The organism is Xanthobacter autotrophicus ATCC 700552, from assembly GCF_043194565.1.
In the GTDB taxonomy this organism is placed as follows: Bacteria; Pseudomonadota; Alphaproteobacteria; order Rhizobiales; family Xanthobacteraceae; genus Xanthobacter; species Xanthobacter autotrophicus_F.
Genome location: NZ_JBAFVS010000007.1, coordinates 225,967 through 250,498, shown reverse-complemented (window position 1 = coordinate 250,498; position 24,532 = coordinate 225,967). Strand labels below are relative to the sequence as shown.

Here is a 24,532-nt window from a genome sequence, read left to right as displayed (position 1 = left end):
CGGCGTGCCACAGCCTCGGGTTCCTCCAAAATGCAGCTCTCCCTAAGGGAGTAACCAAACGATTCAGTTTCGAATCATCCACGATTTATCTTTATGCCTAAACATATGGCAGTATTGGTGTTCAGGTATGCGATTGGGGTCCATGTGCAGGGGCGGCGCTCGCTTGCCCGGCGCGCTTTCCCGGCCCGGATCAGCCGCAGCAGGCCGGGCGCCGGTCATTTGACCGGTTCCGATTGCCGCCCCGTCCCAAGCGCACGTAGTGTCGCCGCCGATTGACCCAGTGTGACCCGGCGAGGCCGTCTTGAAGATCCTGGTGCTGAACGGAAACACCACTACCCACGTGACGGAGCGCATGATTGCGGCACTGGAGCCCGGATGCCCGGAAAGTGTGCAGCTGGTCGGCGCGACGGCGCCCTTCGGCATGCCCTATGTGTCGACGCGCGGGGCCGTCGCAGTGGCCACCCATGCGGTTCAGGACGCCGTGCGTGCGGCGGTGGAGGATGAGCAGGCGGCCGGCCGGGCGCCCTTCGACGCCTGCTTCTATGCCTGTTTCGGCGAGCCGGGGATCGAGGCGCTCCGGGCGGAACACGCCTTCCCGGTGGTGGGCATGGCGGAAGCCAGCATCCTCACCGCCCTCCAGCTCGGGGAGCGCTTTGCCATCGTCACCGTGGGGGCGGAATGGCCGGCCATGCTGCGCGACCTGATGCGGCGGACCGCCCTGGAGGCACGCTGCGCCGGCATGGGCGTGGTGCCGGGCGATGCCCTCGCCGTCGCCACCGGCCGGGAGGACGGGCTGAAGCTGGTGCGCGCGGCGGTGGACGAGGTGATCGCCCGCCAGGCTCCGGATGTGGTCATCGTCGCCGGAGCGGCGCTGGCGGGCTACGGCACGGCGCTCGCTGCGCAGGCGCCGGTGCCGGTTCTCGATTCCCTCACAGCGGGTTTCGAGCAGGCCCTCGCTTTGGCCCGGCTGGGCCTCCGGCGAAGGGGGCATGCATGAAGCCGGTGAGGCGCAATCGCAGCATGCGCGCAGGCGGCATCGGTCCGGATCGGCTGCATGTGCGGTCGGGCGCGGCTTGGATCGCCTGCCGTGGCATGGCGATCGGCGTCCTGCTGCTGGTCCTGCTGCATCCTGTCGGGGCCGAGCCCGCCCGGCGCCATGTGCTGGTTCTGTTCGAGAACAACCGCCTGCTGCCGGCCAACGTGCTGGGCGACCGCGGCATCACCAGCGCGCTGGCAGAGGTGGACCGGAGCACCGAGATCAGCACCGAGTTCCTCGATTATCCGCGCTTCAGCGGGGCCGCCTATGGGGCCACCGTCACCCGGTTCCTGAAGGAGAAATACGCGGCGCGGCCCCCCGGCGTCGTCATCGTCGCCGGCGACAGGGCGCTCGACTTCGCCCTGAACACACGGTCCGAGCTGTTCCCCCATGTTCCGGTGGTCCATGTGGGGGTTGCCCGCTCCTACCTCGCCTCCGGTCCGCCCTTGCCTGACGACGTGGTGGGCGTGCCGTTCGATCGGGACTTCGGCGGCACCATCGGGCAGGCGTTGCAATGGCATCCGCAGGCCCGGCATCTGGTTCTGATCACCGGCGCGTCGGAACATGACCGGAACTGGGAGGAGGAGCTGCGCCAGGCGGCCGGGCGCTTCGAAGACCGGGTCAGCATTGAAACGCTTGCGGGCCGCCCGATCGCGGAGGTGCTGAAGCGGGTGGCGGAGCTCGGCACCGACGCGGTGGTGGTCACGCCCGGATTTTTCCGCGACGGGGCCGGCAGCCTTTTCACGCCGGCGGACTCGGTGCGGCTGATTGCGCAGGCGGCGCCGGCGCCGGTCTACGGACCGTTCGTCACCTTCATCGGCACCGGTGTTGTGGGCGGGTGGATGACCAGTTTCGAGGCCATGGGCCGCGAGGGCGGGGTCATCGCCAACCAGCTGCTCGCGGGGCAGGCCCCCTCGGCCCTGCGCCTGCCGCCGGTGATGCCGGTGGCGCTCCATGTGGACTGGCGGCAGATCGAGCGCTGGGGCATCGATCCGGCGGCGGTGCCGGCCGATGCCATCGTCCGGTTCCGCTCGCCCGGCTTCTGGCAGACCTACAGCAAGGAGGCGATAGCGGTTGGCCTCGCCTTCCTGCTGCAGAGCCTGCTGCTGACGGCGCTTTTGGTCGAGCGCAACCGCCGCCGCCGCGCGCAGTCGAGCGTGGACCAGTATCGCTTCGAGCTGGCCCATGCATCCCGGCTGGCGGTGGCGGGCGAATTGACCGGCTCCATCGCCCACGAGATCAACCAGCCGCTCGCGGCCATCCTGAGCAATGCGGCGGCGGCGGAAATGATGCTGGAGTCCGGCACGGCACGGCCCGGCGAGCTGAAGGACATCCTGGCCGACATCCGGCGCGACGACCTGCGGGCCAGCGAGGTCATCCGCCGGCTGCGGGCGCTGCTCGCCAAGCATGAGGTGGAGCGCCAGCCCTTCGACCTCAATGAGATCCTGAGCGACGTCATCGCCCTTTTGGGCGCCGAGGCCCGCCGCCGGCGCATCGCGCTGAGCGCGCGGCCGGCCTCCGAGACCATCACGGTGGTCGGTGACCGCATCCAGCTCCAGCAGGTGCTGATCAACCTGATCATGAACGCCATGGACGCGCTGGCGGACACGCCCGAGGAGCAGCGCAATGTTACCGTGTCGCTCGAAGGGGCGGCGACCGGCGCCACCATCCGGGTGCGCGATCGTGGACACGGAATTACCGGCGACCATCTGGCGAAGCTGTTCGAGTCCTTCTTCACCACCAAGCGCAAGGGCATCGGCCTCGGCCTGTCCATTGCGCGCACGCTGGTCGAGGCCCATGGTGGCACCATCGCGGCCGAGAGCGTGCCGGGGGAGGGCGCCGTCTTCACCATCTGGCTCCCCCGGGTCGTGCCCGGCGGCAGCGGCTGGATCGGGGCAACATGAGTTCGGCACCGCTGGTCCATGTGGTGGACGACGACGATTCCCTGCGCACCGCCGTGGTGCGCCTGCTGACTGCCGCCGGCCTGGAGGTGCGGGCCTATGCCTCCGCCGGCGATTTCCTGCTCCACCCGATCCCCGAGGGGCCCGGCTGCATCCTTCTCGATCTCAGGATGCCCGGCCCTTCCGGGCTGGAGCTTCAGCGGGCCCTGCGCGATCGAGATGCGACGTTGCCCGTGATCTTCTTCACCGCCCATGCGGACGTCGCCTGCAGCGTCGAGGCCATGAAGGCGGGTGCGGTGGATTTTCTCATGAAGCCGGTGGAGCCGCAGGTGCTTCTGGATGCGGTCCATCGCGCGCTCGAATGCGATGCGCTGCGGCGGGCCGCCCGTGCGGATGCGCAGGATCTGCGGGACCGTTTCGCCTTGCTGTCGCCGCGCGAGCGCGACGTGTTCGATCTGGTGGTGGCGGGCAAGCTCAACAAGCAGATCGCGGACGAGCTTGGCATCGCGGAGCGCACGGTGAAGGCCCAGCGCGCGCAGCTCATGATCAAGCTGGGAGCCGAATCCGCCGCCGAGCTTGGGCGCCTTGCCGAACGGTTGCAGCGCTTGTCCGAAGGCCGGCGCGACGACAGGTGAGTGCGCGCGGGTGGCTGCACCCCGGGGCGTATCCTGCTCCATCCCGTTGCCCTTTCGGGCATGGCGCCCTGCCCCTTTTACGGATGGTCCGACGGGTATTGCGGCTCCAAAGATGGATGGCGAAAGCGCCTTCGACCATGCGAGTCGGCGGCGCGCAACTGGGCGCGGTGCGCATTGACGACTTCAAGTACCAGTTTTCCAGCAGCCCTGCGGCTGGCCACCGCGGTCGACTATCCGCCCATGCAGGCGCCGGCCTCGTTCAACCTGGACGCCGTGAAGCGCAAGATCGACGAGACGGTCAAGAACCAAGCCGGGCAGTAGGCTAGATCTACGGTCATCGGTTCTCCCGCCCCGTCCTCCGCGGCGGCGGGCTAGGCCGGTAGCCGTCGACCAAGGCCGCCGCGATCGAGCCGCAAGGCTTGGTCGCGGCGGACGAGGCGACCCGTGCAGGCCCTGTTCGACGAGGCCAAGGCGGAAGGGCAGGACCGCCATCAGCATGAAGGCGGACTGGAAGCGGATTTTCGCGTTCGAGCCTTGATGCGCGGGGGGTAACCCGCACTATCATGCGATGGACACGGGCGCTGCGGTCGCGGTGCGCCCGGCGGGGAGCCCCGACCTCGCAACGGGCAAGGGACAACGCATCCGATGGGGCTTCCGCGTTTCGCCGGGACGGTTCTTGCGGCTTTGACGGCCGGGATTTCCGCCGCCCTGCTGGTGCTGGCGGTGGGGCTGGCGCGCGGCGACGCGGCGCGGCCCCATGCGGCGGGGCTCGGCCCCGGTGGCGTCGGCACCCTCGCGTCCGCCCTCGCCACCGACCACGTGGGATCGGCGGCCTGCGCCGCCTGCCATGCGGGAGAGGCCAAGGCCTGGCTCGCCTCCCAGCATGCCCAGGCCATGACCATCGCCGGCCCCGAAACCGTGCGCGGCGACTTCGGCGACGTGACGGTGGAGCACCAGGGGTCAAAGGCGCGCTTCTTCCGCGACGGCCCGCGCCACAGGGTGGAGACCGAGGGCCGCGACGGCAAGACCGCCGCCTTCGAGGTCACCCACACCTTCGGGGTGGAGCCGCTCCAGCAATATCTCGTCACCTTCCCGGACGGCCGGCTGCAGGCGCTGCCGTTCGCCTACGATACCCGTCCGAAGGCGCAGGGTGGCCAGCGCTGGTTCCATCTTTATCCGGACCAGCCGATGCCGGCGTCCGATCCGCTGCACTGGACAAGGTCCCAGCAGAACTGGAACTTCATGTGCGCGGAATGCCATTCCACCGCCGTCCGCAAGGGCTATGACGCGGCATCCGACACCTTCCACACCACGTTCTCCGAGATCAGCGTGGGCTGCGAGAGCTGCCACGGGGCCGGAGCCGGGCACGCGGCGTGGGCGGCAAAGGGCGCCGATCCCAAGGTGGCGGGCAAGGGCTTCGCCGCCGTCGCGGCGCCCCGTCCCGCCCCCGACTGGACGCCTGATCCCGCAACCGGCAGCCCGGCTCACGGCGTCGCCCGCCAGCCGGGGGACGAGGTGGAGACCTGCGCCCGCTGCCATGCCCGGCGCGGCACCTTCTCGCAGGACTGGCATCCCGGCCGCCCGCTCACCGACACCCACATGCCGGCCCTGCTCTCCGAAGGCCTGTTCGAGGACGACGGGCAGATGCGGGACGAGGTGTTCAACGACCACGCCTTCAAGCAGAGCCTGATGTATGCGAAGGGCGTCGTGTGCAGCGACTGCCACGATCCCCATTCCGCCAAGCTCAAGGCGGACGGCGCGCAGGTGTGCGCCCAGTGCCACCTGCCGGCGCGCTTCGCCACGCCGGCCCACACCGGTCATCCGCCCGGCAAGTCGGGGGACAAGGTGCCCGCGGAAAAGACGCCGGACTGCGTGTCCTGCCACATGCCGGCGCGTACCTACATGGTGGTGGACCCGCGGCACGACCATTCCTTCCGCATCCCGCGCCCCGACCTCTCGGTGGCCCTCGGCACCCCCAACGCCTGCACCGACTGCCACAAGGACAAGCCGGCGAGCTGGGCGGCCGAGGCGGTGGAACGCTGGCACGGGCCGAACCGGAAAGGTCACCAGAGCTGGGCGGAGGCGGTGCATCGCGCCCGCGCCGGGGAGCCGGCCGCCCGCGACATGCTGCTGAAGCTGGCCGCCGAACCGGCGGTGCCGGGCATTGCGAAGGCAACCATCATCAGTGAGCTGCAGCGTTTTGCCTCCCTCGCCACGGAGACGGCGACCACGAAGGCGCTGGCGGACCCCGACCCCATGGTGCGGGTGGCGGCGCTGCGCAGCCTCGCGGGCGCGCCCCTGGAGACCCGCTGGCGGCGGGCCTCCGACCTCCTCGCCGACCCGGTCGCGGCGGTGCGCATGGAGGCGGCGTCGGCGCTGGCGGACCAGCCTTTGGCTGGCCTGTCCGAGGGCGAGAAGGCCCGTCTCGAAGCCGCCTTCGCGGCCTATGAGGCGGCCCAGCGGCTCAATGCGGACCGGCCCGAGGGCCGGGCCAACCTTGCCACCTTCCTTCTGCGCCGGGGCCAGCCCGCCGCGGCCGAGGCGCAATTGCGCGCCGGCCTCGCGCGCGAGCCGGAGGCAACGCCGCTGGCCGTCAATCTCGCCGACCTCTATCGCGCCCAGGGCCGGGAGGCGGAGGCCGAACAGGTACTGCGGCAGGCGATCGCCCTGGCGCCGCGGGCCGCCGCGCCGCGCCACGCCCTGGGCCTCAGCCTCGCCCGGCAGCGGCGCTATCCGGAGGCGGTGGAGCAACTCGCCGCCGCCGCGACGCTCGCGCCGGACGACGCGCAATATGCGTATGTCCATGCGGTCGCCCTCCAGTCCACGGGCCAGCCGGCCGCGGCGCAGCGGGTGGTGGCCGATGCCCTGGCGCGCCACCCCTACGATCCGCAGCTTCTCATGCTTGCCTTGCAGGACGCCCTGCAGGCCCGCGATGCGGCGCGTGCCGCTCCCCTGGCGCAGAAGCTCTCCGACATGCGGCCGGACGATCCCGAGATCGCCCGCCTGGCGGCTCGCCTGCGGCGGCCCTGAAGCCGGACGGCGTGGCCTGCGCCGGTCAGTCGGGCTCGGCCAGCCGGTAGCCGACGCCGGTCTCGGTGCGGATGTAGCGCGGCTGCTCGGCGTTATCCTCCAGCTTCTGGCGGAGCTGGCGCACATAGACCCGCAGATACTGCACATCATAGGCCTGCCCCCAGACCTTTTGCAGGATGAAGGTGTGGGTGAGCACCCGGCCGGCGTGCTGCACCAGCAGGCGCAGGATGTCGTATTCCTTGGGTGAGAGCTTCACCTCCCGCTCCTTCAGCCGGACGATGCGGCGCACCAGGTCCACCGAAAGGTCGCCCACCTTGAACAGGGGCTTTTCCCCCTGCTGCTGCAGGCGGTGGCGCAGCGCGACGCGCAGGCGGGCGATCAATTCGTTCATGCCGAACGGCTTGGTCACATAATCGTCGGCCCCACCCTCCAGCGCCTCGACGATGCCCGCCTCGTCGGTGCGGCTCGACAGGATCACCACGGGGATGTCCAGGCCCTCCGCGCGCCAGTGGGCCAGCAGGTCGCGGCCGGGCATGTCGGGCAGGCCGAGGTCGAGGATGACGAGGTCGGGGCGCGCCGAGGCCACGCGGGCCATGGCCTCGGCGGCGGTGGCGGCGCTGGTCACGTCATAGCCCTGGGTGGACAGCCCGGCATTGAGCAGCTTGCGGATGGCCGGCTCGTCATCCACCACGAGGAGCTTCACGCCGTTCATGCTGCATCCCTCATCGTGCGCCCTTCATCGTGCGCCCGCCATCGTGGGTCTTTCATGGCAGCGCCTTCAGCGCGCGGGCCTGAGGCGGCACCGGCATGCGGATGGTGAAGGCGGCACCTTGCCGGTCGGATCGCGGGTCGGCGGTGAGGGTGCCGCCCATGGCCTCCAGGAAGCCGCGGCTGATGCCGAGCCCGAGGCCGGTGCCGGCCCGCACCTGGTCGCCCTTGCGGACGCGATAGAATTTGTCGAACACGCGCTCGCGGTCCGCCTCGGCGATGCCCGGCCCCTCGTCCAGCACGCAAAGCGTGACGACGGCGCCGTCGGACCAGCTCTCGATGCGCACCAGCGAGCCCTCCGGGGCGTATTTGGCGGCATTGTCGAGGAGGTTGAACAGGGCCTGCTCGAACAGCACGGGATCGATGTTGAGCATGGGCAGGTCCGGGGCGAGGTCGATCTCGAGGCGGTGATGCCGCAGGATGGACTGGGCGCGGTTGAGCGCGCTGCCCACCACCTCGCTGACGTCGCACAGGCCGGCATTGGGCACGATGGCCCCGGATTCCAGCCGGGTCATGTCGAGGAGGTTGGCGATGAAGCGGTTGAGCCGCTCGGCCTCCTCCTCGATGGTGGAGAGCAGGTCGGAGCGGGCCTCCTCGCCGAGCGCGGAGAAGAAGCTGCGCAGGGTGCCGGCCGCGCCCATGATGGAGGCAAGCGGCGTCTTCAGGTCGTGGGAGATGGAGGTGAGCAGCGCCGTGCGCAGCCGGTCGGTGGCGGCATCGAGCCTTGCCTTCTCCACGTCCGCCACCAGGTTCACCCGCTCCACGGCCAGCCCTGCCTGGTCGGCCAGCGCATCCACGAGGCGCCGTTGCTCGGGGGTGAGCAGCGGCCCCTCCTTGTCGCGGTCGATGCCGATTACCCCCACGGCGCCGCGCCCGGTCTGCATGGGCATGAACAGGCGTTTTGCCCCCGGCAGGGTATCGGCGCCGCGCCCGGCCCAGCGGTTGTTCTCGAACGCCCAGCGGGCGGCGGCAAGGTCGGCGGCGTCGATGGCGTCTTCCGGCGGATAGGCCGCCTTCACCGCCAGGGTGTCGGCGTCCGGCAGCATGATCACCACCCGCACGTTCAGCATGGAGGCGATCTGGAAGGCGGTGGCCCACAGCAGGTCGTCGAGGGTGCCGGCGCCGGCGAGCTTCTTCGAGAACAGGTAAAGGTCTTCCGCCGTCTTCGCCCGCGCCCGCGCCGCCAGCGCCTGGGCCCGCACCCGCGCCGTGAGGTTCGAGGCGATGATGGCCACCACCAGGAAGAAGAACAGGGCGACCACGTTCTCCGGGTCTGTAATCGTGAAGGTGTAGAGCGGCGGGATGAAGAAGAAGTTGAACGCCAGCATGGCGGCGACGGAGCCGAGCAGCGCCGGCGCCAGCCCGTAGCGCACCGCGCTCACCAGCACCGCCGTCAGGAACACCAGCGCGATGTTCTGGAGCGCGAGGATCTTCTGGAGCCCGAAGCCGACGAGGGTCGCCAGCGTGACGATGACCAGGCTCTCAAGATAGGGCCGTGCATCCCGCCGGCCGGCGGCCTGGGGGCCGTGGGCGCGGCCGGGCGCCGCCGCCTCGGTCTCGCCGGCAATGACGTGGACGGAGATGTTGCCGGAGCGGCGCACCAGTTCGTGCACCACCGAGCCGTGCAGGATCTCGAACCAGCGGGAGCGGTCCGACTTGCCGATGACGATATGGGTCACGTTGGCGGCGCGGGCATGGGCGAGCACGTCGTCGGCGATGCGGGTGCCGCCGGCAATGGTCACGGCTTCCCCGCCCATGCGCTCCGCCAGCCGCAGGAAATCGGCGATGCGGTCGCGCTCGGCGGTGTCGAGCCTCAGCGCACGCTCGGTCTCCACGTAGAGCGCCATCCACGGCGCCCGCAGCCGGTCGGCGAGGCGCTTGGTGTAGCGCACCAGCGCGGCGCTGCGCGGGTCCTCGCTGAGGCAGACCAGCACCCGCTCGCCCGCCGCCCACGGGCCGGAAATGGCATGGGCGCGCATGTGGGAGAGAAGCTGCTCGTCCACCCGCTCGGCGGTGCGGCGCAGGGCCAGTTCCCGCAAAGCGGTGAGGTTGCCGGGGGAGAAATAATTCTCCACCGCCCGCCGCGCCGTCTCGGGCACGTAGACCTTGCCCTCCTTCAGGCGCTGGAGGAGGTCGCCGGGGGTGATGTCGATGACCTCGATATCGTCGGCGCGGTCGATGATGGCGTCGGGCACCGTCTCGCGCACCCGCACGCGGGTGATCTGCGCCACCACGTCGTTGAGGCTCTCCACATGCTGGATGTTGAGGGTGGTGTAGACGTCGATGCCCGCCGCCAGCAGCTCTTCCACGTCCATGGTGCGCTTGGCGTGGCGGCTTTCCGGAGCGTTGGTGTGGGCCAGCTCGTCCACCAGCACCAGGGCCGGGCGGCGGGCGAGGATGGCGTCGAGGTCCATCTCCTCGATCATCTGCCCCTTGTAGGCGATGCTCCGGCGCGGGATGACCTCAAGGCCCGCCACCAGAGCCAGGGTCTCGCGCCGGCCGTGGGTCTCCACCACGCCGATCACCACGTCGGTGCCCTCGTTCCGGCGGGCATGGCCGGAGGCCAGCATCTCGTAGGTCTTGCCGACGCCGGGAGCGGCCCCGAGGAAGATCTTCAGGCGGCCGCGTGTCTCCCGCTCGGCTGCCGCGAGCAGGGCATCGGGCGAAGGCCGCAGGTCCGCGGCACGGTCGTCGGGCATGGCCTCCTCCGGGGTCCCGGGCGGTGTGCCACCCGGTTCCTTTTACCATCGGCCCCGGTCTTTGACCGGTGCCGAGCGGGTTCGCTCAAGCGCCGCGCGGGCTTGGCCAGAGGCCCGTGAGTCAAACCCACGGGCCTTTCGTTACCGGTCTGTCACTGCGGGCGCGCCTTGTCGAGGGCGAGGTTCAGGGCGAGCACGTTCACGCGGGGCTCGCCGAGGAGGCCGAGGGTGCGGTCCTCCACGTTTTCCGCCACCAGCCGGCGCACCACGCCCGCGTCGAGGCTGCGCGCCTTGGCGACGCGCGGCACCTGGAACAGGGCCGCCTCGGGCGAGATGTGGGGGTCGAGCCCGCTGCCGGAGGTGGTCACGAGGTCCACCGGCACCGGGTCGCGGGGGTTCTCGGCCTTGAGGGTCTCAAGATCCGCCTTCACGCGGTCGGTGAGGGCCGGATTGGTGGGGCCGAGGTTGGAGCCCATGGAGTTCGCGGCATTGTAGGGCGAGGCCACGGTCTTGGCGGCATCGGCGGGATCGGCGCCGGTGGTGGCGGAGGGCCGGCCGTGGAAATAACGCTCGGACGCGAAGTTCTGGCCGATCAGCGCCGAGCCGATCACCGTCCCGTCGCGAGTGATGAGGCTGCCGTTGGCCTGCCGGGGAAAGAGCACCTGCGCCGCCCCGGTCATGGCGAGCGGGTAGGCAAGGCCGGTGAGCGCCGTCAAAGCGATGAGCACGACAAGCGCGGGACGAAGTTCCTTCAGCATGATGATGTTCCTCAAACGAGGTGAAGGGCCGTGACCGCAAGGTCGATGGCCTTGATGCCGGCGAACGGCACGAGGATGCCGCCGAGGCCGTAGATCAGAAGATTGCGCTTCAAGAGCGCCGCCGCCCCGATGGGCCGGAAGGCGACGCCCTTCAGCGCCAGCGGGATGAGGGCGATGATGATGAGCGCGTTGAAGATGATGGCGGACAGGATGGCGCTCTGGGGCGAGGCCAGCCCCATCACGTTCAGCGCGCCGAGCTGCGGGTAGAAGGCCACGAACATGGCGGGGATGATGGCGAAATACTTCGCCACGTCGTTGGCGATGGAGAAGGTGGTGAGCGAGCCGCGCGTCATCAGCAGCGCCTTGCCGATCTCCACGATCTCGATGAGCTTGGTGGGGTCGCTGTCGAGGTCCACCATGTTGCCGGCCTCGCGGGCGGCCACCGTGCCGGTGTTCATGGCGACGCCCACGTCGGCCTGGGCCAGAGCGGGCGCATCGTTGGTGCCGTCGCCGCACATGGCCACCAGCTTGCCCTTGGCCTGCTCGTCGCGGATCAGCTTCAGCTTCGCCTCGGGGGTGGCCTGCGCGAGGAAGTCGTCCACCCCGGCCTCGGCGGCGATGGCGGCGGCGGTGAGCGGGTTGTCGCCGGTGATCATCACCGTGCGGATGCCCATGCGCCGCAGCTCCGCGAAGCGCTCGCGGATGCCGCCCTTCACGATGTCCTTCAGGTGGATGACGCCGAGCAGCCGCCCGTCCCGCGCCACGGCCAGAGGCGTGCCGCCGGACTTGGCGATCTCCTCGGCAATGGCATTGATCTCGCGGATGGATTCCTGGCTCACCAGCGCGCGCACGTTCTGCACCGCGCCGGAGGCGGTGACGGTGCTGCCGCCGGCCTGGACAGAAGCGAGGATGGCGTCCACCGCGCCCTTGCGGATGGATGAGCCGTCCACGTCCACGCCGCTCATGCGGGTCTGGGCGGTGAAGGGGACGAACAGGGCGTGGAGGCTCGCCATGTCGCGGCCGCGGATGGCGTATTTCTCCTTGGCCAGCACCACGATGGAGCGGCCTTCCGGGGTCTCGTCGGCGAGCGAGGCGAGCTGGGCGGCGTCCGCCAGATCCTGCTCGCTCACCCCGCGCACCGGGCGGAAGGCTGAGGCCTGCCGGTTGCCCAGCGTGATGGTGCCGGTCTTGTCGAGCAGCAGGGTGTCCACGTCGCCCGCCGCCTCCACCGCGCGGCCCGACATGGCGAGCACGTTGAAGCGCACCAGCCGGTCCATGCCGGCGATGCCGATGGCCGAGAGCAGCGCGCCGATGGTGGTGGGAATGAGGGTGACGAACAGCGCCACCAGCACCACCACGGAGATGGAGCCCCCCGCGTAGGACGCAAAGCTCGGAATACTTGCGGTGGCGAAGATGAAGATGAGCGTCATGCCCGCCAGCAGGATGTTGAGGGCGATCTCGTTGGGCGTCTTCTGCCGCTCGGCGCCTTCCACCAGCGCGATCATGCGGTCGAGGAAGGTTGCGCCCGCCGCCGCCGTGATGCGCACCTTGAGGTGATCGGAGACCACCGTGGTGCCGCCGGTGACGGCCGAGCGGTCGCCGCCGGATTCGCGGATTACCGGCGCGCTCTCGCCGGTGATGGCGGCCTCGTTCACCGAGGCGACGCCTTCCACCACCTCGCCGTCGGAGGGGATGACGTCGCCGGCTTCCACCAGCACCACGTCACCCACCTTCAGCGCGGTGCCGGGCACGGTGCGCCATGCGTTGCCCTCGCCGGTGAGGAGCTTCGCCACCGTCTCGCTGCGGGTGCGGCGGAGGGATTCCGCCTGCGCCTTGCCGCGCCCTTCCGCCACCGCTTCCGCGAAATTGGCGAACAGCACGGTGAACCACAGCCACAGGATGATCTGGAAGGAAAAGCCCAGGCCGGAGCCCGAGGCAAAGAGGTCGCGCACGAACAGCACCGTGGTGAGGAGGGCGACCACCTCCACCACGAACATCACCGGGTTCCGCACCATCGCCCGCGGGTCGAGCTTGCGGAACGAGGCGCCGACGGCGGGCAGGAGGATGGCGGGGTCGAGCAGGCTTACGGAATGGGATCTGGCCATGGCGGCACTCCCGGGGGAAGAGGAATCAGTGGGCTGAAACGTTCAGCGCCAGAGCACGCGCCGATCAGATTGCGTTGCAATCGGATCGGGTAACGCGTTCTCTTGCTTAGAGTTAGAGGCGGATTCACTGCTCGGATTTCAATCCGAGCAGATCCGGCTCTAGGCGATGACGGCCTGGATGGCGGCCGCAAGCACCAGGGCGGCGACGGACACGATCAGGATGAGTTCGGAGGCCGAGAGCGGCAGGCGCCGCGCCTTGGGCTCCCGCCCGGCGCGCGGCCGGGCGGGCGGGTGGTGGTGGTGGTCCATGTCAGCCTCCCGCGCCGAAGCTCTGTCCCGCCGCCGCCGCCAGATGCTCGACGATGGGACCCAGCGACAGGGCCGGGAAGAAGGTGAGCCCGCCCACGATCAGGATGACGCCCACCAGCAGGCCCACGAACAGGCCGCCGGTGGTGGGGAAGGTGCCCGCCGAGGCCGGCACGGTCTTCTTCGCCGCCAGCGCGCCGGCCAGCGCCATGGCCGGCACGATCATGAGGAAGCGGCCGACGAACATGGAGGAGGCCAGCGTCAGGTTGTAGAAGAAGGTGTTGCCGGTGAGCCCGCCGAAGGCCGAGCCGTTGTTGGCGGTGGCCGAGGTGAAGGCGTAGAGGATCTCCGAGAAGCCGTGCGGCCCCGGATTGGCGATGGACGCCACCGCCGAGGGCAATACTGTCGCCACCGCGGTCCAGCCGAGCATCATCAGAGGCAGGATGAGGATGGCGAGCATGGCCATCTTCACTTCCTTGGCCTCGATCTTCTTGCCCACGTATTCCGGCGTGCGGCCGACCATGAGGCCCGCCACGAACATGGTGATCACCACGAACAGCAGCATGCCGTACATGCCCGCGCCGACGCCGCCGACGATGATCTCGCCCAGCTCCATGTTGATGAGCGGGATCATGCCGCCGAGCGCCGTGAAGCTGTCGTGCATGGCGTTCACCGCGCCGCAGGACGCCGCCGTGGTGATGACGGCGAACAGGGCGGAGGCGACGATGCCGAAGCGCACCTCCTTGCCCTCCATGTTGCCGCCGGAGAGGCCCAGCGCGTTCAGCGCCGGCGTGCCGGCAGCCTCGGCCCAGTAGGTTACGCCGACGCCGGCCACGAACAGGACGCCCATGGCGGCAAGGATCGCCCAGCCCTGCTTCTCGTTGCCCACCATGCGGCCGAACACGTTGGTGAGCGCCGCGCCCAGCGCGAAGATGGAAACCATCTGCACGAAGTTGGAGAGGGCGGTGGGGTTCTCGAACGGGTGGGCGGCATTGGCATTGAAGAAGCCGCCGCCATTGGTGCCGAGCATCTTGATGGCCACCTGCGAGGCCGCCGGACCCAGCGCGAGGGTCTGCTTGCCGCCTTCAAGGGTGGTGGCGTCCACATAGGGGCCGAGCGTCTGGGGGATGCCCTGCCACACCAGGAACAGGGCGAAGACCACGCAGATGGGTAAAAGCACGTAGAGGGTGCAGCGGGTGATATCCACCCAGAAATTGCCCACCGTCTGCGCCGAGGCGCGGGAGAAGCCGCGGATCAGCGCCATGGCGAGCACGATGCCGGTGGCGGCGGAGAGGAAGTTCTGGTGGGTGAGGCCCAGCATCTGCACGAGGTAGCCCATCGTGCTTTCACCACCGTAATTCTGCCAGTTGGTGTTGGTGATGAAGCTGATGGCCGTATTGAAGGCAAGGTCCGGCGCCACCGCGCCCATGCCCTGCGGATTGAGGGGCAGGAGATCCTGCACGCGCATGAGCGCATAGAGCAGGAGGAAGCCGCCCACATGGAAGAGCAGCATGGCGACCGTATAGGTCAGCCAGTGCTGTTCCCGGCTCGCATCCACCCCGCCGAGGCGGTAGACGAGTTTTTCCACCGGCGCGAGGACGGGGGAAAGCAGGGTGCGTTCGCCCGCGAACACGCGGGTCATGTAGCCGCCGAGCGGCCGCGTCAGCACAAGCACGACGAGGCAGAACAGGGCGATCTGGATCAGGCCGTTGGGTGTCATGGGAGGATGCCTCAGAACCGCTCGGGATTGAGGAGCGCGAAGGTGAGGTAGAAGAGAAGCCCCGCGGTCACGAGGCCGCCGAGCGCATAATCAAAGACCATGGAAGTTCTCCCTGGTGCGCCGGACGGGCGCACAAGACTTGATCCGGCGGCAGGGCGAGAGGCCGCCCCGGATTTCGGCGCGAAAGATCTTTCGCTCAGAGCCGCTCGCAGAGGTGGCCGTAGCCGATGGCGACGGCGAACAAGCCGAGGCCGAGAGCAAGCATCAGAAGGTCGAGCATGACTTTGGCTTTCCGGTCCGTTTCGGGGGCGCGCGGCACCGGTTTGCGGAGCGCTCGCCTCACGGGCCTGAAGCTGGCCCCAACGGGATCAAGATTCGAGAGGGATGCCGCAGGGGCGGCATAGGAATCTCATAAAGATTGCGGGGAGGGTGTGGGGTGGTTGGAGGGTCCTTCTGCGGCGGCTGTGACCGCGTCCGGTGGAACCCTCTCCCGCCCGAGGCCGGATGTTTCCGGCCTCGGCTCGTGGGAACCGAACTCGGCAGAAGCCGAGTTCGGGCGGGGGAGGGCAGGGTGGGGGCAGACCCGCTCCGCATTCCCGATCGCCGGTGTTTCCCCAGCGCCGTGCCCCCTCCCCAGCCCTCCCCCGCTCCGAAGCCGGATGTTTCCGGCTTCGGCTCATGGGAGCCGAACTCGGCAGCAGCCGAGTTCGGGCGGGAGAGGGGGCAGGGCGGTGCTTCGTTGCGAACCGAGACATTACCGGCGTGCGCGCCGCCTTCTCCGTGCCCGATGCAGCCTCTACACTCGCGGCGAATCCCGCCCCGAAGCGCCGTCCGCGCCCATCCCACGCTGCCCCGGAACCCTGCCCATGACCCAAGACGACATCGCCGCCCGCGTGAGGGCGGACAACGGCATCACGCTGACCGAGGCAGAGGCGCGGGCGGTTTCCGTGCTGGCTGGCGATCTCAATGCCCGCGTGTCCGCCGGTGCCGACCAGCGCCTCGCCCTCGACTCGACTCCCTGGAGCTTCGCCACCCTGTGCGCCGAAATCGCCGCTGGCCTGAAGTCCAGCGAAAAGACCAGCAAAGGGGCGGGCGAATGAGCGGCTTCTTCACCCTCGGCGTGGTCGAGATGGCCGATGCCGTGGCCGATGGCTCGGTCTCGTCGGAAGCGTTGGCGGAAGAGGCGCTGAAGCGGCTTGAAACCCTCGGCCCGCGCTACAATGCGGTGATGCGGATCGAGCCCGAGCGGGCGCGGGAACAGGCGCGTGGCGTCGACCTCGCGCGGGCGCGGGGCGACAGGCTGGGCCCGCTTGCCGGCGTGCCCCTGGCGCACAAGGACCTGCTCTATCGTGCCGGCCGCATCGCCACCGGCGGCTCGCTGATCCGCAAGGATTTCGTGCCGGATGTGACCGCCAGCGTGCTGGAGCGGCTGGATGCTTCCGGCGCGCTGGATCTGGGCTCCCTGCACCTTGCGGAATTTGCGCTCTCGCCCACCGGCTTCAACGCCCATTACGGCCACGGCCTCAGCCCGTGGAACACCGCCTACGGGGCCGGCGGCTCCTCCTCCGGCTCGGGGGCGGTGGTGGCGGCGCGCATCGTGCCGGGGGCGCTCGGATCGGACACCGGGGGCTCCATCCGCCATCCCTCGGCCATGTGCGGGGTCACGGGCCTGAAGCCCACCCATGGCCTCGTGCCCCTCTACGGCGCCATGCCCCTGGCGCCGAGCCTCGACACCATCGGCCCGCTCACCCGCACCGCCCGCGACGCCGCGCGCATGATGACGGTGATCGCCGGCCCCGACCCGCGCGACGCCGCCACCCTGCCGGCCCCGCGTCTCGATTTCGAGGGCGCTCTGACGGGCGACCTGAAGGGCCTCACCATCGCCGTGCCCTCCGGCATTTACCGCGATCTGGCGACGCCGGAAATCGCGGCGCTCATGGACCACAGCCGCGCCGTGCTGAAGGAGGCCGGCGCGCGCCTCGTCGAGACCGGTGCGCCGGACATGGCGCTGGTGAACGCGCTGATGCAGGTGGTGATGCTGGTGGAGATGGCCACCCTCCACCGCCGCTGGCTCACCGAGCGGCCGCAGGACTACAGCCCGCAGGTGCGCGCCCGCATGCTGCCCGGCCTCGCCCTGCCGGCCACGCGCTACGCCGAAGCCCTGATGATGCGCGCCAGCGTCACGCGCGACTGGCTCGCCGCCACCATGGGCGCGGCGGACATGGCGCTTATACCGACCCTTCCGGTTCCGGTGCCCAGCATCGCCGAGACCACCGCCGGCCCGCCGGAGGACATCGCCGCGGTGGTGGGGCGCCTCGCGGCCTTCACCCGGGGCATCAATTATCTGGGGCTGCCGAGCCTGTCGGTGCCGTGTGGCTTCACCGCCAACGGCCTGCCGGCCGCGTTCCAGTTGGTGGGCCGGCCCTATGCCGAGCCGGTGCTGCTCAAGGCGGGCGACGCCTATCAGCGCCGCACCAATTTCCACACCCTGCTGCCCCCCGGCTGCGGGCCGCTGGCGTGAGCCGGCCAACCGGGCCGTTCACGCCATCCGCGGGACGGCGGCCCGGTCCGATCCGATGCCATGGCCCGGCGGCCGGTGCCGTCTGGCTATGGAAGTCCATGCTGATCCAAGATGAGCGCCATGGTCCCCGTCATGAGCGACGCCCTGCCCGACACCCCCTTCAACCTCGCCCGCTATTGCCTCCACCAGGGGGCGGACGGGGCCAAGCCCGCCCTGCTGGTGGCGGAGGGTCCCAAGGGGCGCATTGTCGAGACCTGGACCTATGGCGAGATGCGCGCGGCGGTGGCGCGCATGGCCGGGGGCTTCGCCGCTTATGGCCTGCCGCGCGGGTCGCGGGTGCTGCTGCGGGTGGGCAACACCTCGCAGTTTCCCCTGCTGTTCTTCGGGGCCATCGCGGCGGGGCTCGCGCCCATTCCCACCTCCACCTTGCTCACGAAGGACGAGGTGGACCTCATCCTCGCTGATTCCGGCGCGCTTCTGGTGGTGGGCGACGGCTCCGGCGCCATGCCCTCCGAGCCCGGCGCGGCGCGGGTGCTCGGGCCAGCCGGGATCGCCGAACTTGAACACGCCGATCCTGCCGAAGTTTCCGATACGACGGCGGACGATCTCGCCTTCCTCGTCTACACCTCCGGCACCAGCGGCCGGCCCAAGGGCGTCGCCCATGCCCAGCGCGCGGTGCTGGGCCGCAGGCCCATGCGGGAGGGCTGGCTCGGGCTTGCGGAGACGGACCGCCTGTTCCACGCCGGGGCCTTCAACTGGACCTACACCCTCGGCGCCGGCCTGATGGACCCGTGGTCGGCGGGGGCGACCAGCATCGTCCATCTGGGCGAGCGCCCGCCCGAGGCCTGGCCCGACCTGCTGGAGGCCACCGGCGCCACCCTGTTCGCCGCCGTCCCCGGCCTCTACCGCCGCATCCTGAAATACGGCGCCGTCACGCCCCGCCGCTTTCCCGCGCTGCGCCATGGCCTTACGGCAGGCGAGGCGCTCAAGCCGACGCTGCATCGCGACTGGCTCAAGGCCACCGGCCGCCCGCTCTACGAGGCCCTCGGCATGAGCGAGATTTCCACCTACGTCTCATCGGGTCGGCATGTGCCCACACGCCCCGGCAGCCCCGGCAAGCCGCAGGCGGGCCGGCGGGTGTGCGTGCTGCCATCGGATGCGGGGGCGGATGCGGCCGACCAGCCGCTGCCACAGGGGGAGGCGGGCGTCCTCGCCGTCCACCGCTCCGATCCCGGCCTCATGCTCGGCTATTGGGGCCTGCCGCAGGAGACGGCGGCGGTGACGCGCGGCGACTGGTTTCTCACCGGCGACCTCGCCCGCTTCGATGCCGACGGCTACCTCTGGTACGAGGGCCGCTCCGACGACCAGATGAATGCCTTCGGCTATCGCGTGGCGCCGGAAGAGGTGGAGCGGGCGCTGGCCGATCATCCCTCCGTCGCCGAGGCGGCGGTGGTGGAGGTGAAATCCGGTGATGTCTCCATCATCACCGCCTTCGTGGTGCTGCACGAGGGGGCGGCAGGCGATGCGGACGCGCTTGGGCATCACGTGGCCCGGCATCTGGCCGAATACAAGCGTCCGCGCGCCTATGTCTTTGTGCCGGAGCTGCCGCACACGCCCTCGGGCAAGGTGTTGCGCCGTGCCCTGAGGACGTGAATGGGTTTCACGCCGCCGCGGTGGCGGAGGATGCGCCCAGCGCCGCATCCGCGATGGCGAGGCGCGCGCCCATCTCGGCGATCATGGCGGTGGGCGTGTTGGTGTTGCCCGAGGTTATCGTGGGCATCACCGAGGCGTCGATGACGCGCAGCCCGTCGATGCCGTAGAAGCGCAACCGTTCATCCACTACCGCCATGGGATCGTCCGGTCGGCCCATCTTCGCCGTGCCGACGGGATGGAAGATGGTGGTGCCGATATCGCCCGCCGCCTTGGCCAGCGCTGCGTCGTCCTCGCCCACCGCGGGGCCGGGCAGGTATTCTTCCGGCCGATAGGGGGCGAGGGCCTGCTGGCGCATGAGGCGGCGGGTGACGCGGATGGCGTCCGCCGCCACCTGCCGGTCCTCCTCGGTGGAAAGATAATTGGGGGCGATCTGCGGCGCGGCATCCAGCGCCCGGGAGGTGAGGCGCACCACGCCGCGGGATGTGGGCCGCAGGTTGCAGGCTGCCACCGTGATGGCCGGGAAGCGGTGCAGCGGCTCGCCGAACTTGTCCAACGACAGCGGCTGCACGTGGAACTGGATGTTGGCCCGCTCCTGCCGCGGGTCTGAGCGGGTGAAGATGCCGAGCTGGGATGGCGCCATGGTGAGCGGCCCGCGCCGGCGCAGGGCATAGTCCACGCCCATCAGCGCGCGGCGGGGCAGGGAATAATAGGTCTCGTTCAGGGTGCGGATGCCGGAGACCTTGTAGATGGCCCGCTGCTGCAGATGATCCTGCAGGTTGCGGCCCACCCCCGGCCGGTCGCGCACGGTCTCGATGCCGAGGGCCGAGAGCCATTCGCCGGGGCCGATGCCGGAGCGGTGCAGCACCTGGGTGGAGCCGATGGAGCCGGCGGAAAGAATCACCTCTCCGCGGGTGCGGGCCTCCATCAACCGGCCGTTCTGCAGGTAGCGCACGCCCACCGCCCGGCCGTTCTCGATGACGAGCCGATCCACCAGCACCCCTGTTTCCAGCCGCAGGTTGGGGCGGGACAGGGCGGGTTTCAGGAAGCCGCGGGCCGAGGACCAGCGCCGGCCGCGCTTCTGGTTGACGTGGAAATAGCCCACGCCCTCATTGTCGCCGGTGTTGAAATCGGGAACGGTGCGGATGCCCATCTCATCCGCCGCCTGCGCCACCTTGTCGAGCACCTCCCAGGCGATGCGGGGCGCCTCGATGCGCCAGCCGCCGCCGGTGCCGTGGATGTCGCTGGCGCCGAGGAAATGGTCTTCCAGCGTCTTGAAGGCGGGCAGCACATCGTCCCACCCCCAGCCCGTAAGGCCCAGCTGGCGCCAATGGTCATAATCCGCCGCCTGGCCGCGCATGGAGATCATGGCATTGATGGCGGAGCAGCCGCCGATCACCTTGCCGCGCGGATAGGCGAGCGAGCGGCCGTTCAGCCCCGGCTCGGGGTCGGTCCGGAACATCCAGTCCGCGCGCGGATTGCCGATGGCGAACAGATAACCCACCGGAATGTGGAACCAGATCCAGTTGTCGTGGCCGCCGGCTTCGAGAATCAGCACGCGTTTGCGCGCATCCGCCGACAGCCGGTTGGCGACGATGCAGCCGGCGGTGCCGGCACCCACGACGATATAGTCGTAATCCCCCTCCAGCGGTTCGGCGGCCGGTTCGTTCTGGCGCTGCATCTGGCGTTCCTCCTCGCGCTGGGTTTTGCCTTGATCCCAGCTTGCAGATTTGGACTCAAGGCCGAAAAATTCGGATCCATTGTGCAAAATTGTAGCTATTGGCGACGGATCCTGGTCCCATGGACTGGGACGACGCATGGATTGGATGAATTGCGCATCTTCCTTCAGCCGGCGCGCACCGGCCGGATGGCTGGGGGCGTGCTTTGGGGCTCGACGATATCACGGCGGGCCGCCGCGTCGCGGAGCCTGCCGTGGAGCCCAGGGAGGGGAGGGCGCGGGCCACGCCGTTGACGTGCTGCCGGAGAGCCGCCGGGAAGCCGCCGGGAAGCTTAGAGCGCAATCCGAGCAAATTGAACCAATTTGCTCGGTGAATCGCCCTCTCAACTTAAGGAAAGAGAACGCGTTATCCGATCAGATTGCGATGCAATCTGATCGGCGCGTGCTCTAGGGCCGGCGCTGCGCATCCCGCGACGGAAATCCGCCCCGTCCTCAGTTTGGGGGATGCGGCGGCTTCGGTGCTGGCGAAAGATGATCCCGCGCTGCACGAGACCTTCCGGGCAGCGTCGGCCGGGCCGCTTTCCCCGCACGCGGCCCGGCCGGGATTTTCCTCCAGGTTTGCCTTATGCCCCGCGCACCGGCGCGGGGCGCCCTTCCCGAGCGCCCTTCCCCGAGTCGCAAGTCAGTCGGCTATAAGGTCAGTCGGCTATCAGCCGTTCCCGTCCTCGGCTAGAGTGAAGGACGCCGTGTCCGCCCCGGGTCCCGGAGCGGCGCACGTCGAACCGGCAAGGCGAGGAGCGGGATCGTGCGTGAAGGCCTCAGGCACTGGGCCCCCGGGCTTGCCGCCCTGCTCGCCTATCGCCGGACGGATCTTGGCCCCGACCTCAGGGCGGGGCTCGCGGTGGCGGCGGTGGCGATCCCGGTGGGCATCGCCTATGCCGAGCTTGCCGGCTTCCGTCCGGAGGTTGGGCTCTATTCCAGCGTCTTCCCTCTTGTCGCCTATGCCATCTTCGGTTCGTCGCGCCAGCTGGTGCTGGGGCCGGATGCGGCCACCTGCGCCGTCATCGCCGCCGCCGTGGCGCCGCTGGCGGCTGGAGACGGGGCGGCCTATGCGGCGCTGTCGGCCCAATTGGCCCTGCTCACCGGCATCATCTGCATCCTTGCGCGGTTCCTGCGCCTCGGCGTGCTGGCCGATTTCCTCTCCAAGCCCATCCTCGTCGGCTTCATGAACGGCATCGCCATCACCATCGTGCTGGGCCAGCTCGCCAAGATGACGCGGATCGAGGGGGAGGGTGGTCATGTCCTGCATGCAACCTTCAACCTTGTCCTGCGTCTCGGCGAGACCCATCCGCCGACCTTGCTTGTTGCGCTTGGCGCGTTCGGCCTCATGATCGCGAGCGGGCGGCTTCTCCCGGCCTTTCCGGCGGCGGTGCTGGCCATGGCCGGCGCGGCGCTGGCGGTGTTCCTGCTCGGCCTCGACCTTTTTGGGGTGAAGACGCTGGGCGTGGTGCCGGCGGGCCTCCCGGGCGTCATGCTGGTGCAGCTTGATCCGGACGCCCTGGCCGCTTTGTTGCCGGCCGCCGGCGGCCTCGCCCTGGTGAGCTTCACCAGCATGATGCTCGCGTCCCGCTCCTTCGCCTCGAAGAACGGCTACGAGGTGGACCCGGACAAGGACTTCGCCGCCCTCGGCGCGGCCGATGTGGTTTCGGCCCTCACCCACGGCTTTGCCGTCAGTGGCGCGGATTCTCGTACCGCCATGGCCGATGCCGCCGGCGGGCGCACCCATGCCGCCGCCCTGTTCGCCGCCCTCGCGGTGGCGCTGGTGCTCATGTTCCTCACCACGCCGCTGCGCTACGTGCCGGTGGCGGCGCTGGGCGCGGTGCTGGTGATGGCGGGCCTCTCGCTGGTGGACCTTGCCACCCTGCGCCTCATCGCCCGCGCCGACCGGGCGGAGGCGGTCATCTCCATTCTTGCCACGCTGGGCGTGGTGGTGCTGGGGGCGACCCAGGGCATTCTGGTCGCGGTGGTGCTGGCCGTGCTGCGGTTTCTGCGCATGAGCGCACGCCCCCGGGTGGAAATCCTCGGCCGGGTGGCCGGCATGCCAGGCTTCCATGCCCTGTCGCGGCACCAAAGCGCCACCGCGCCCCACGGCCTCGTCATCTTCCGCTTCAACGGCCCGCTGGTGTTTTTCAATGCCGGGCATTTCCGCCACGCGCTGCTGGCGGCCACCAGCGCCGAAGAGGGGGCGCCGAAGGCGGTCATTCTCGACCTGCTACCGGTAACCGAGGTGGATGTGACCGGCCTTTTCACCTTGAAGGAGGTGTTCGAGGCCCTGAACCGGCGCGGCATTGCGCTCGTCGGCGCCGGCCGGCAGACCGAGTGGCGCAACTGGATGGTCACCCACGGCTTCAACCCGGATGGCATCGTCTTCCATCCCACCCTGCGCATGGCGGTCGAGGCGCTGGCGGCGGCGGATACGGACCAGTCCGGCAGCGATCAAGATGGCGATACGCAAGTGTCATAAATCCAAGGATTGATTTGTGTCATGGAAGACGAGTGCCTGAATTCGGCATAGGTTTTTGCACGAAATGGGCCTGAGCCTACCCCGGTAGAGGCATTCTTCTCCGCCCGTCTCGCGCCATGATCGCTGCGCGAGGGGAGATTGAGCCGCGGGTACCGGTGGGACGACAGGGAGAAACCTCGATGCCGTCCTCCATTGCCCTTGAGCCCATGTCTACCCTTGAGCCCATGTCTGCCCTTGAGCCTTTGTCGCCGCACGCCCAGTCGCCGCGCCACGAGAAGTACGATCGCCTCATCGCCGCCGCCCAGGCCTTGCCCACGCTGAGGGTGGCGGTGGCCCATCCGTGCGACGAGGCGGCCCTCAGCGCGGCGCTGGAGGCGGCCGAGCTTGGCCTTATCGAGCCGATCCTGGTCGGCCCGGCGGCGAAGATCGCGGCGGCAGCCCTGGCGGCCCGGCTGGATATTTCCGCTCTGCGGCAGGTCGGCGCCGCCCACAGCCACGAGGCCGCCGCCAAGGCGGTGGAACTGGTGCGCTGCGGCGAAGCCGACGCCCTGATGAAGGGTAGCCTGCACACGGACGAACTCATGGGCGCCGTGGTCGCCCGCGACACCGGCCTGCGCACCGCGCGCCGCATCAGCCACTGCTTCCTCATGGACGTGCCGGGCCATCCGGACGCGCTGATCATCACCGACGCGGCCATCAACATCGCCCCGTCGCTGGAAGACAAGCGCCATATCGTCCAGAACGCCATCGACCTGGCCCATGCGCTGAAGTTCGATGAGGCGCGCGTCGCCGTGCTCTCGGCCATGGAGACGGTGAACCCCGACGTGCCCTCCACCATCGAGGCTGCGGCCCTGTGCAAGATGGCGGATCGCGGCCAGATCACCGGCGGCATCGTGGACGGGCCGCTGGCCCTCGACAACGCCATCGACCTCGGCTCGGCGGCCATCAAGCACATCGTCTCGCCGGTGGCGGGGCGGGCCAACATCCTGGTGGTGCCGGATCTGGAAGCCGGCAACATGCTGGCGAAAAGCCTGACCTTCCTCGCCGGCGCCGATGCCGCGGGGATCGTGCTCGGCGCCCGCGTTCCCATCATCCTGACCAGCCGGGCGGATTCCAGGTCCACGCGGCTGGCCTCCTGCGCGGTGGCGGCCCTGCTTGCCGCGGCCCAGCGCGCGGTGACCAAGGCCGTGGAGGTCTGAGC

The 24,532-nt window shown here is 69.7% G+C and carries 18 protein-coding genes; 10 read left to right on the top strand and 8 right to left on the bottom strand.

Features of this window, described 5'->3' with window-relative positions:
- Window positions 1-301: 301 nt before the first annotated feature.
- The 5 genes from V5F48_RS10335 to V5F48_RS10315 all read left to right on the top strand — a co-directional run bounded on the left by V5F48_RS10335 (window position 302) and on the right by V5F48_RS10315 (window position 6,602).
- A complete protein-coding gene (locus V5F48_RS10335) occupies window positions 302-997 on the top strand; it encodes an aspartate/glutamate racemase family protein (protein WP_394258621.1) in 696 nt (231 codons plus the stop codon).
- A gap of 95 nt (window positions 998-1,092) precedes the next feature.
- Complete coding sequence (locus V5F48_RS10330) at window positions 1,093-2,940, top strand: sensor histidine kinase (protein ID WP_394258620.1); 1,848 nt, start codon at window positions 1,093-1,095, stop codon at window positions 2,938-2,940.
- Window positions 2,937-3,572: a response regulator transcription factor gene (locus V5F48_RS10325; protein WP_394258619.1), complete on the top strand. Its 636-nt coding sequence runs from the start codon at window positions 2,937-2,939 to the stop codon at window positions 3,570-3,572. Before V5F48_RS10330 ends, V5F48_RS10325 begins: the two co-directional genes overlap by 4 nt.
- A 174-nt stretch (window positions 3,573-3,746) precedes the next feature.
- Window positions 3,747-3,893, top strand: coding sequence for a hypothetical protein (locus V5F48_RS10320; protein ID WP_394258618.1), 147 nt, complete (start codon window positions 3,747-3,749; stop codon window positions 3,891-3,893).
- 324 nt (window positions 3,894-4,217) lie between these two features.
- On the top strand, window positions 4,218-6,602 hold the full coding sequence (locus tag V5F48_RS10315; RefSeq protein ID WP_394258617.1) for a tetratricopeptide repeat protein: 2,385 nt from the start codon (window positions 4,218-4,220) through the stop codon (window positions 6,600-6,602).
- Between the two features lie 25 nt (window positions 6,603-6,627).
- On the opposite strand, the gene V5F48_RS10310 is transcribed toward V5F48_RS10315, so the two are convergent.
- From V5F48_RS10310 to V5F48_RS10280, 7 genes are all read right to left on the bottom strand, one after another.
- A complete protein-coding gene (locus V5F48_RS10310) occupies window positions 6,628-7,314 on the bottom strand; it encodes a response regulator transcription factor (protein WP_394258616.1) in 687 nt (228 codons plus the stop codon).
- Window positions 7,315-7,366: 52 nt separating this feature from the next.
- Window positions 7,367-10,069 carry a DUF4118 domain-containing protein gene (locus V5F48_RS10305; protein ID WP_394258615.1) on the bottom strand — a complete coding sequence of 901 codons (2,703 nt, stop codon included), beginning with the start codon at window positions 10,067-10,069 and terminating at the stop codon, window positions 7,367-7,369.
- Window positions 10,070-10,221: 152 nt separating this feature from the next.
- A complete protein-coding gene (locus V5F48_RS10300) occupies window positions 10,222-10,827 on the bottom strand; it encodes a K(+)-transporting ATPase subunit C (RefSeq protein ID WP_394258614.1) in 606 nt (201 codons plus the stop codon).
- A gap of 11 nt (window positions 10,828-10,838) precedes the next feature.
- Window positions 10,839-12,932 carry a potassium-transporting ATPase subunit KdpB gene (gene kdpB / locus V5F48_RS10295; RefSeq protein WP_394258613.1) on the bottom strand — a complete coding sequence of 698 codons (2,094 nt, stop codon included), beginning with the start codon at window positions 12,930-12,932 and terminating at the stop codon, window positions 10,839-10,841.
- A 159-nt stretch (window positions 12,933-13,091) separates the two neighbouring features.
- Window positions 13,092-13,241, bottom strand: a complete 150-nt coding sequence (locus tag V5F48_RS10290; RefSeq protein WP_394258612.1) for a hypothetical protein — start codon at window positions 13,239-13,241, stop codon at window positions 13,092-13,094.
- 1 nt (window position 13,242) lies between these two features.
- Window positions 13,243-14,958, bottom strand: coding sequence for a potassium-transporting ATPase subunit KdpA (gene kdpA / locus V5F48_RS10285; protein ID WP_394258611.1), 1,716 nt, complete (start codon window positions 14,956-14,958; stop codon window positions 13,243-13,245).
- Between the two features lie 11 nt (window positions 14,959-14,969).
- Window positions 14,970-15,059: a K(+)-transporting ATPase subunit F gene (locus tag V5F48_RS10280; protein WP_041575709.1), complete on the bottom strand. Its 90-nt coding sequence runs from the start codon at window positions 15,057-15,059 to the stop codon at window positions 14,970-14,972.
- Window positions 15,060-15,824: 765 nt separating this feature from the next.
- On the opposite strand from V5F48_RS10280, the gene V5F48_RS10275 reads away from it, so the two are divergent.
- From V5F48_RS10275 to V5F48_RS10265, 3 genes are all read left to right on the top strand, one after another.
- The gene (locus V5F48_RS10275) at window positions 15,825-16,058 is read left to right on the top strand and encodes a hypothetical protein (protein ID WP_394258610.1); all 234 of its coding nucleotides are present in this window, start codon (window positions 15,825-15,827) and stop codon (window positions 16,056-16,058) included.
- Entirely contained in the window at window positions 16,055-17,479 is a 1,425-nt protein-coding gene (locus V5F48_RS10270; protein WP_394258609.1) for an amidase, read from the top strand. The genes V5F48_RS10275 and V5F48_RS10270 overlap by 4 nt, the downstream gene beginning before the upstream one ends.
- Before the next feature lie 111 nt (window positions 17,480-17,590).
- Window positions 17,591-19,132, top strand: a complete 1,542-nt coding sequence (locus V5F48_RS10265; protein ID WP_394258608.1) for an acyl-CoA synthetase — start codon at window positions 17,591-17,593, stop codon at window positions 19,130-19,132.
- A 7-nt stretch (window positions 19,133-19,139) separates the two neighbouring features.
- On the opposite strand, the gene V5F48_RS10260 is transcribed toward V5F48_RS10265, so the two are convergent.
- Window positions 19,140-20,810, bottom strand: coding sequence for a GMC family oxidoreductase (locus V5F48_RS10260; protein WP_394258607.1), 1,671 nt, complete (start codon window positions 20,808-20,810; stop codon window positions 19,140-19,142).
- 802 nt (window positions 20,811-21,612) lie between these two features.
- Here V5F48_RS10260 and V5F48_RS10255 point away from each other — a divergent pair.
- Window positions 21,613-23,331 (top strand): SulP family inorganic anion transporter, encoded by a 1,719-nt coding sequence (locus V5F48_RS10255; protein WP_394258606.1) that lies wholly within the window; start codon window positions 21,613-21,615, stop codon window positions 23,329-23,331.
- A 224-nt stretch (window positions 23,332-23,555) separates the two neighbouring features.
- On the top strand, window positions 23,556-24,530 hold the full coding sequence (locus V5F48_RS10250; protein WP_394258642.1) for a phosphate acetyltransferase: 975 nt from the start codon (window positions 23,556-23,558) through the stop codon (window positions 24,528-24,530).
- The last annotated feature ends 2 nt before the right edge of the window (window positions 24,531-24,532 follow it).

What these genes read in the sequence shown, in the direction of transcription:
- V5F48_RS10305 (WP_394258615.1), bottom strand. Translation starts at nt 10,069, where the DNA reads ATGCCCGACGACCGTGCCGCGGACCTGCGGCCTTCGCCCGATGCCCTG.
- V5F48_RS10315 (WP_394258617.1), top strand. Translation starts at nt 4,218, where the DNA reads ATGGGGCTTCCGCGTTTCGCCGGGACGGTTCTTGCGGCTTTGACGGCC.
- kdpB (WP_394258613.1), bottom strand. Translation starts at nt 12,932, where the DNA reads ATGGCCAGATCCCATTCCGTAAGCCTGCTCGACCCCGCCATCCTCCTG.
- V5F48_RS10310 (WP_394258616.1), bottom strand. Translation starts at nt 7,314, where the DNA reads ATGAACGGCGTGAAGCTCCTCGTGGTGGATGACGAGCCGGCCATCCGC.
- V5F48_RS10290 (WP_394258612.1), bottom strand. Translation starts at nt 13,241, where the DNA reads ATGGACCACCACCACCACCCGCCCGCCCGGCCGCGCGCCGGGCGGGAG.
- V5F48_RS10260 (WP_394258607.1), bottom strand. Translation starts at nt 20,810, where the DNA reads ATGCAGCGCCAGAACGAACCGGCCGCCGAACCGCTGGAGGGGGATTAC.
- V5F48_RS10270 (WP_394258609.1), top strand. Translation starts at nt 16,055, where the DNA reads ATGAGCGGCTTCTTCACCCTCGGCGTGGTCGAGATGGCCGATGCCGTG.
- V5F48_RS10330 (WP_394258620.1), top strand. Translation starts at nt 1,093, where the DNA reads ATGGCGATCGGCGTCCTGCTGCTGGTCCTGCTGCATCCTGTCGGGGCC.
- V5F48_RS10300 (WP_394258614.1), bottom strand. Translation starts at nt 10,827, where the DNA reads ATGCTGAAGGAACTTCGTCCCGCGCTTGTCGTGCTCATCGCTTTGACG.
- V5F48_RS10250 (WP_394258642.1), top strand. Translation starts at nt 23,556, where the DNA reads ATGTCTGCCCTTGAGCCTTTGTCGCCGCACGCCCAGTCGCCGCGCCAC.
- V5F48_RS10265 (WP_394258608.1), top strand. Translation starts at nt 17,591, where the DNA reads ATGAGCGCCATGGTCCCCGTCATGAGCGACGCCCTGCCCGACACCCCC.
- kdpA (WP_394258611.1), bottom strand. Translation starts at nt 14,958, where the DNA reads ATGACACCCAACGGCCTGATCCAGATCGCCCTGTTCTGCCTCGTCGTG.
- V5F48_RS10275 (WP_394258610.1), top strand. Translation starts at nt 15,825, where the DNA reads ATGACCCAAGACGACATCGCCGCCCGCGTGAGGGCGGACAACGGCATC.
- V5F48_RS10325 (WP_394258619.1), top strand. Translation starts at nt 2,937, where the DNA reads ATGAGTTCGGCACCGCTGGTCCATGTGGTGGACGACGACGATTCCCTG.
- V5F48_RS10280 (WP_041575709.1), bottom strand. Translation starts at nt 15,059, where the DNA reads ATGGTCTTTGATTATGCGCTCGGCGGCCTCGTGACCGCGGGGCTTCTC.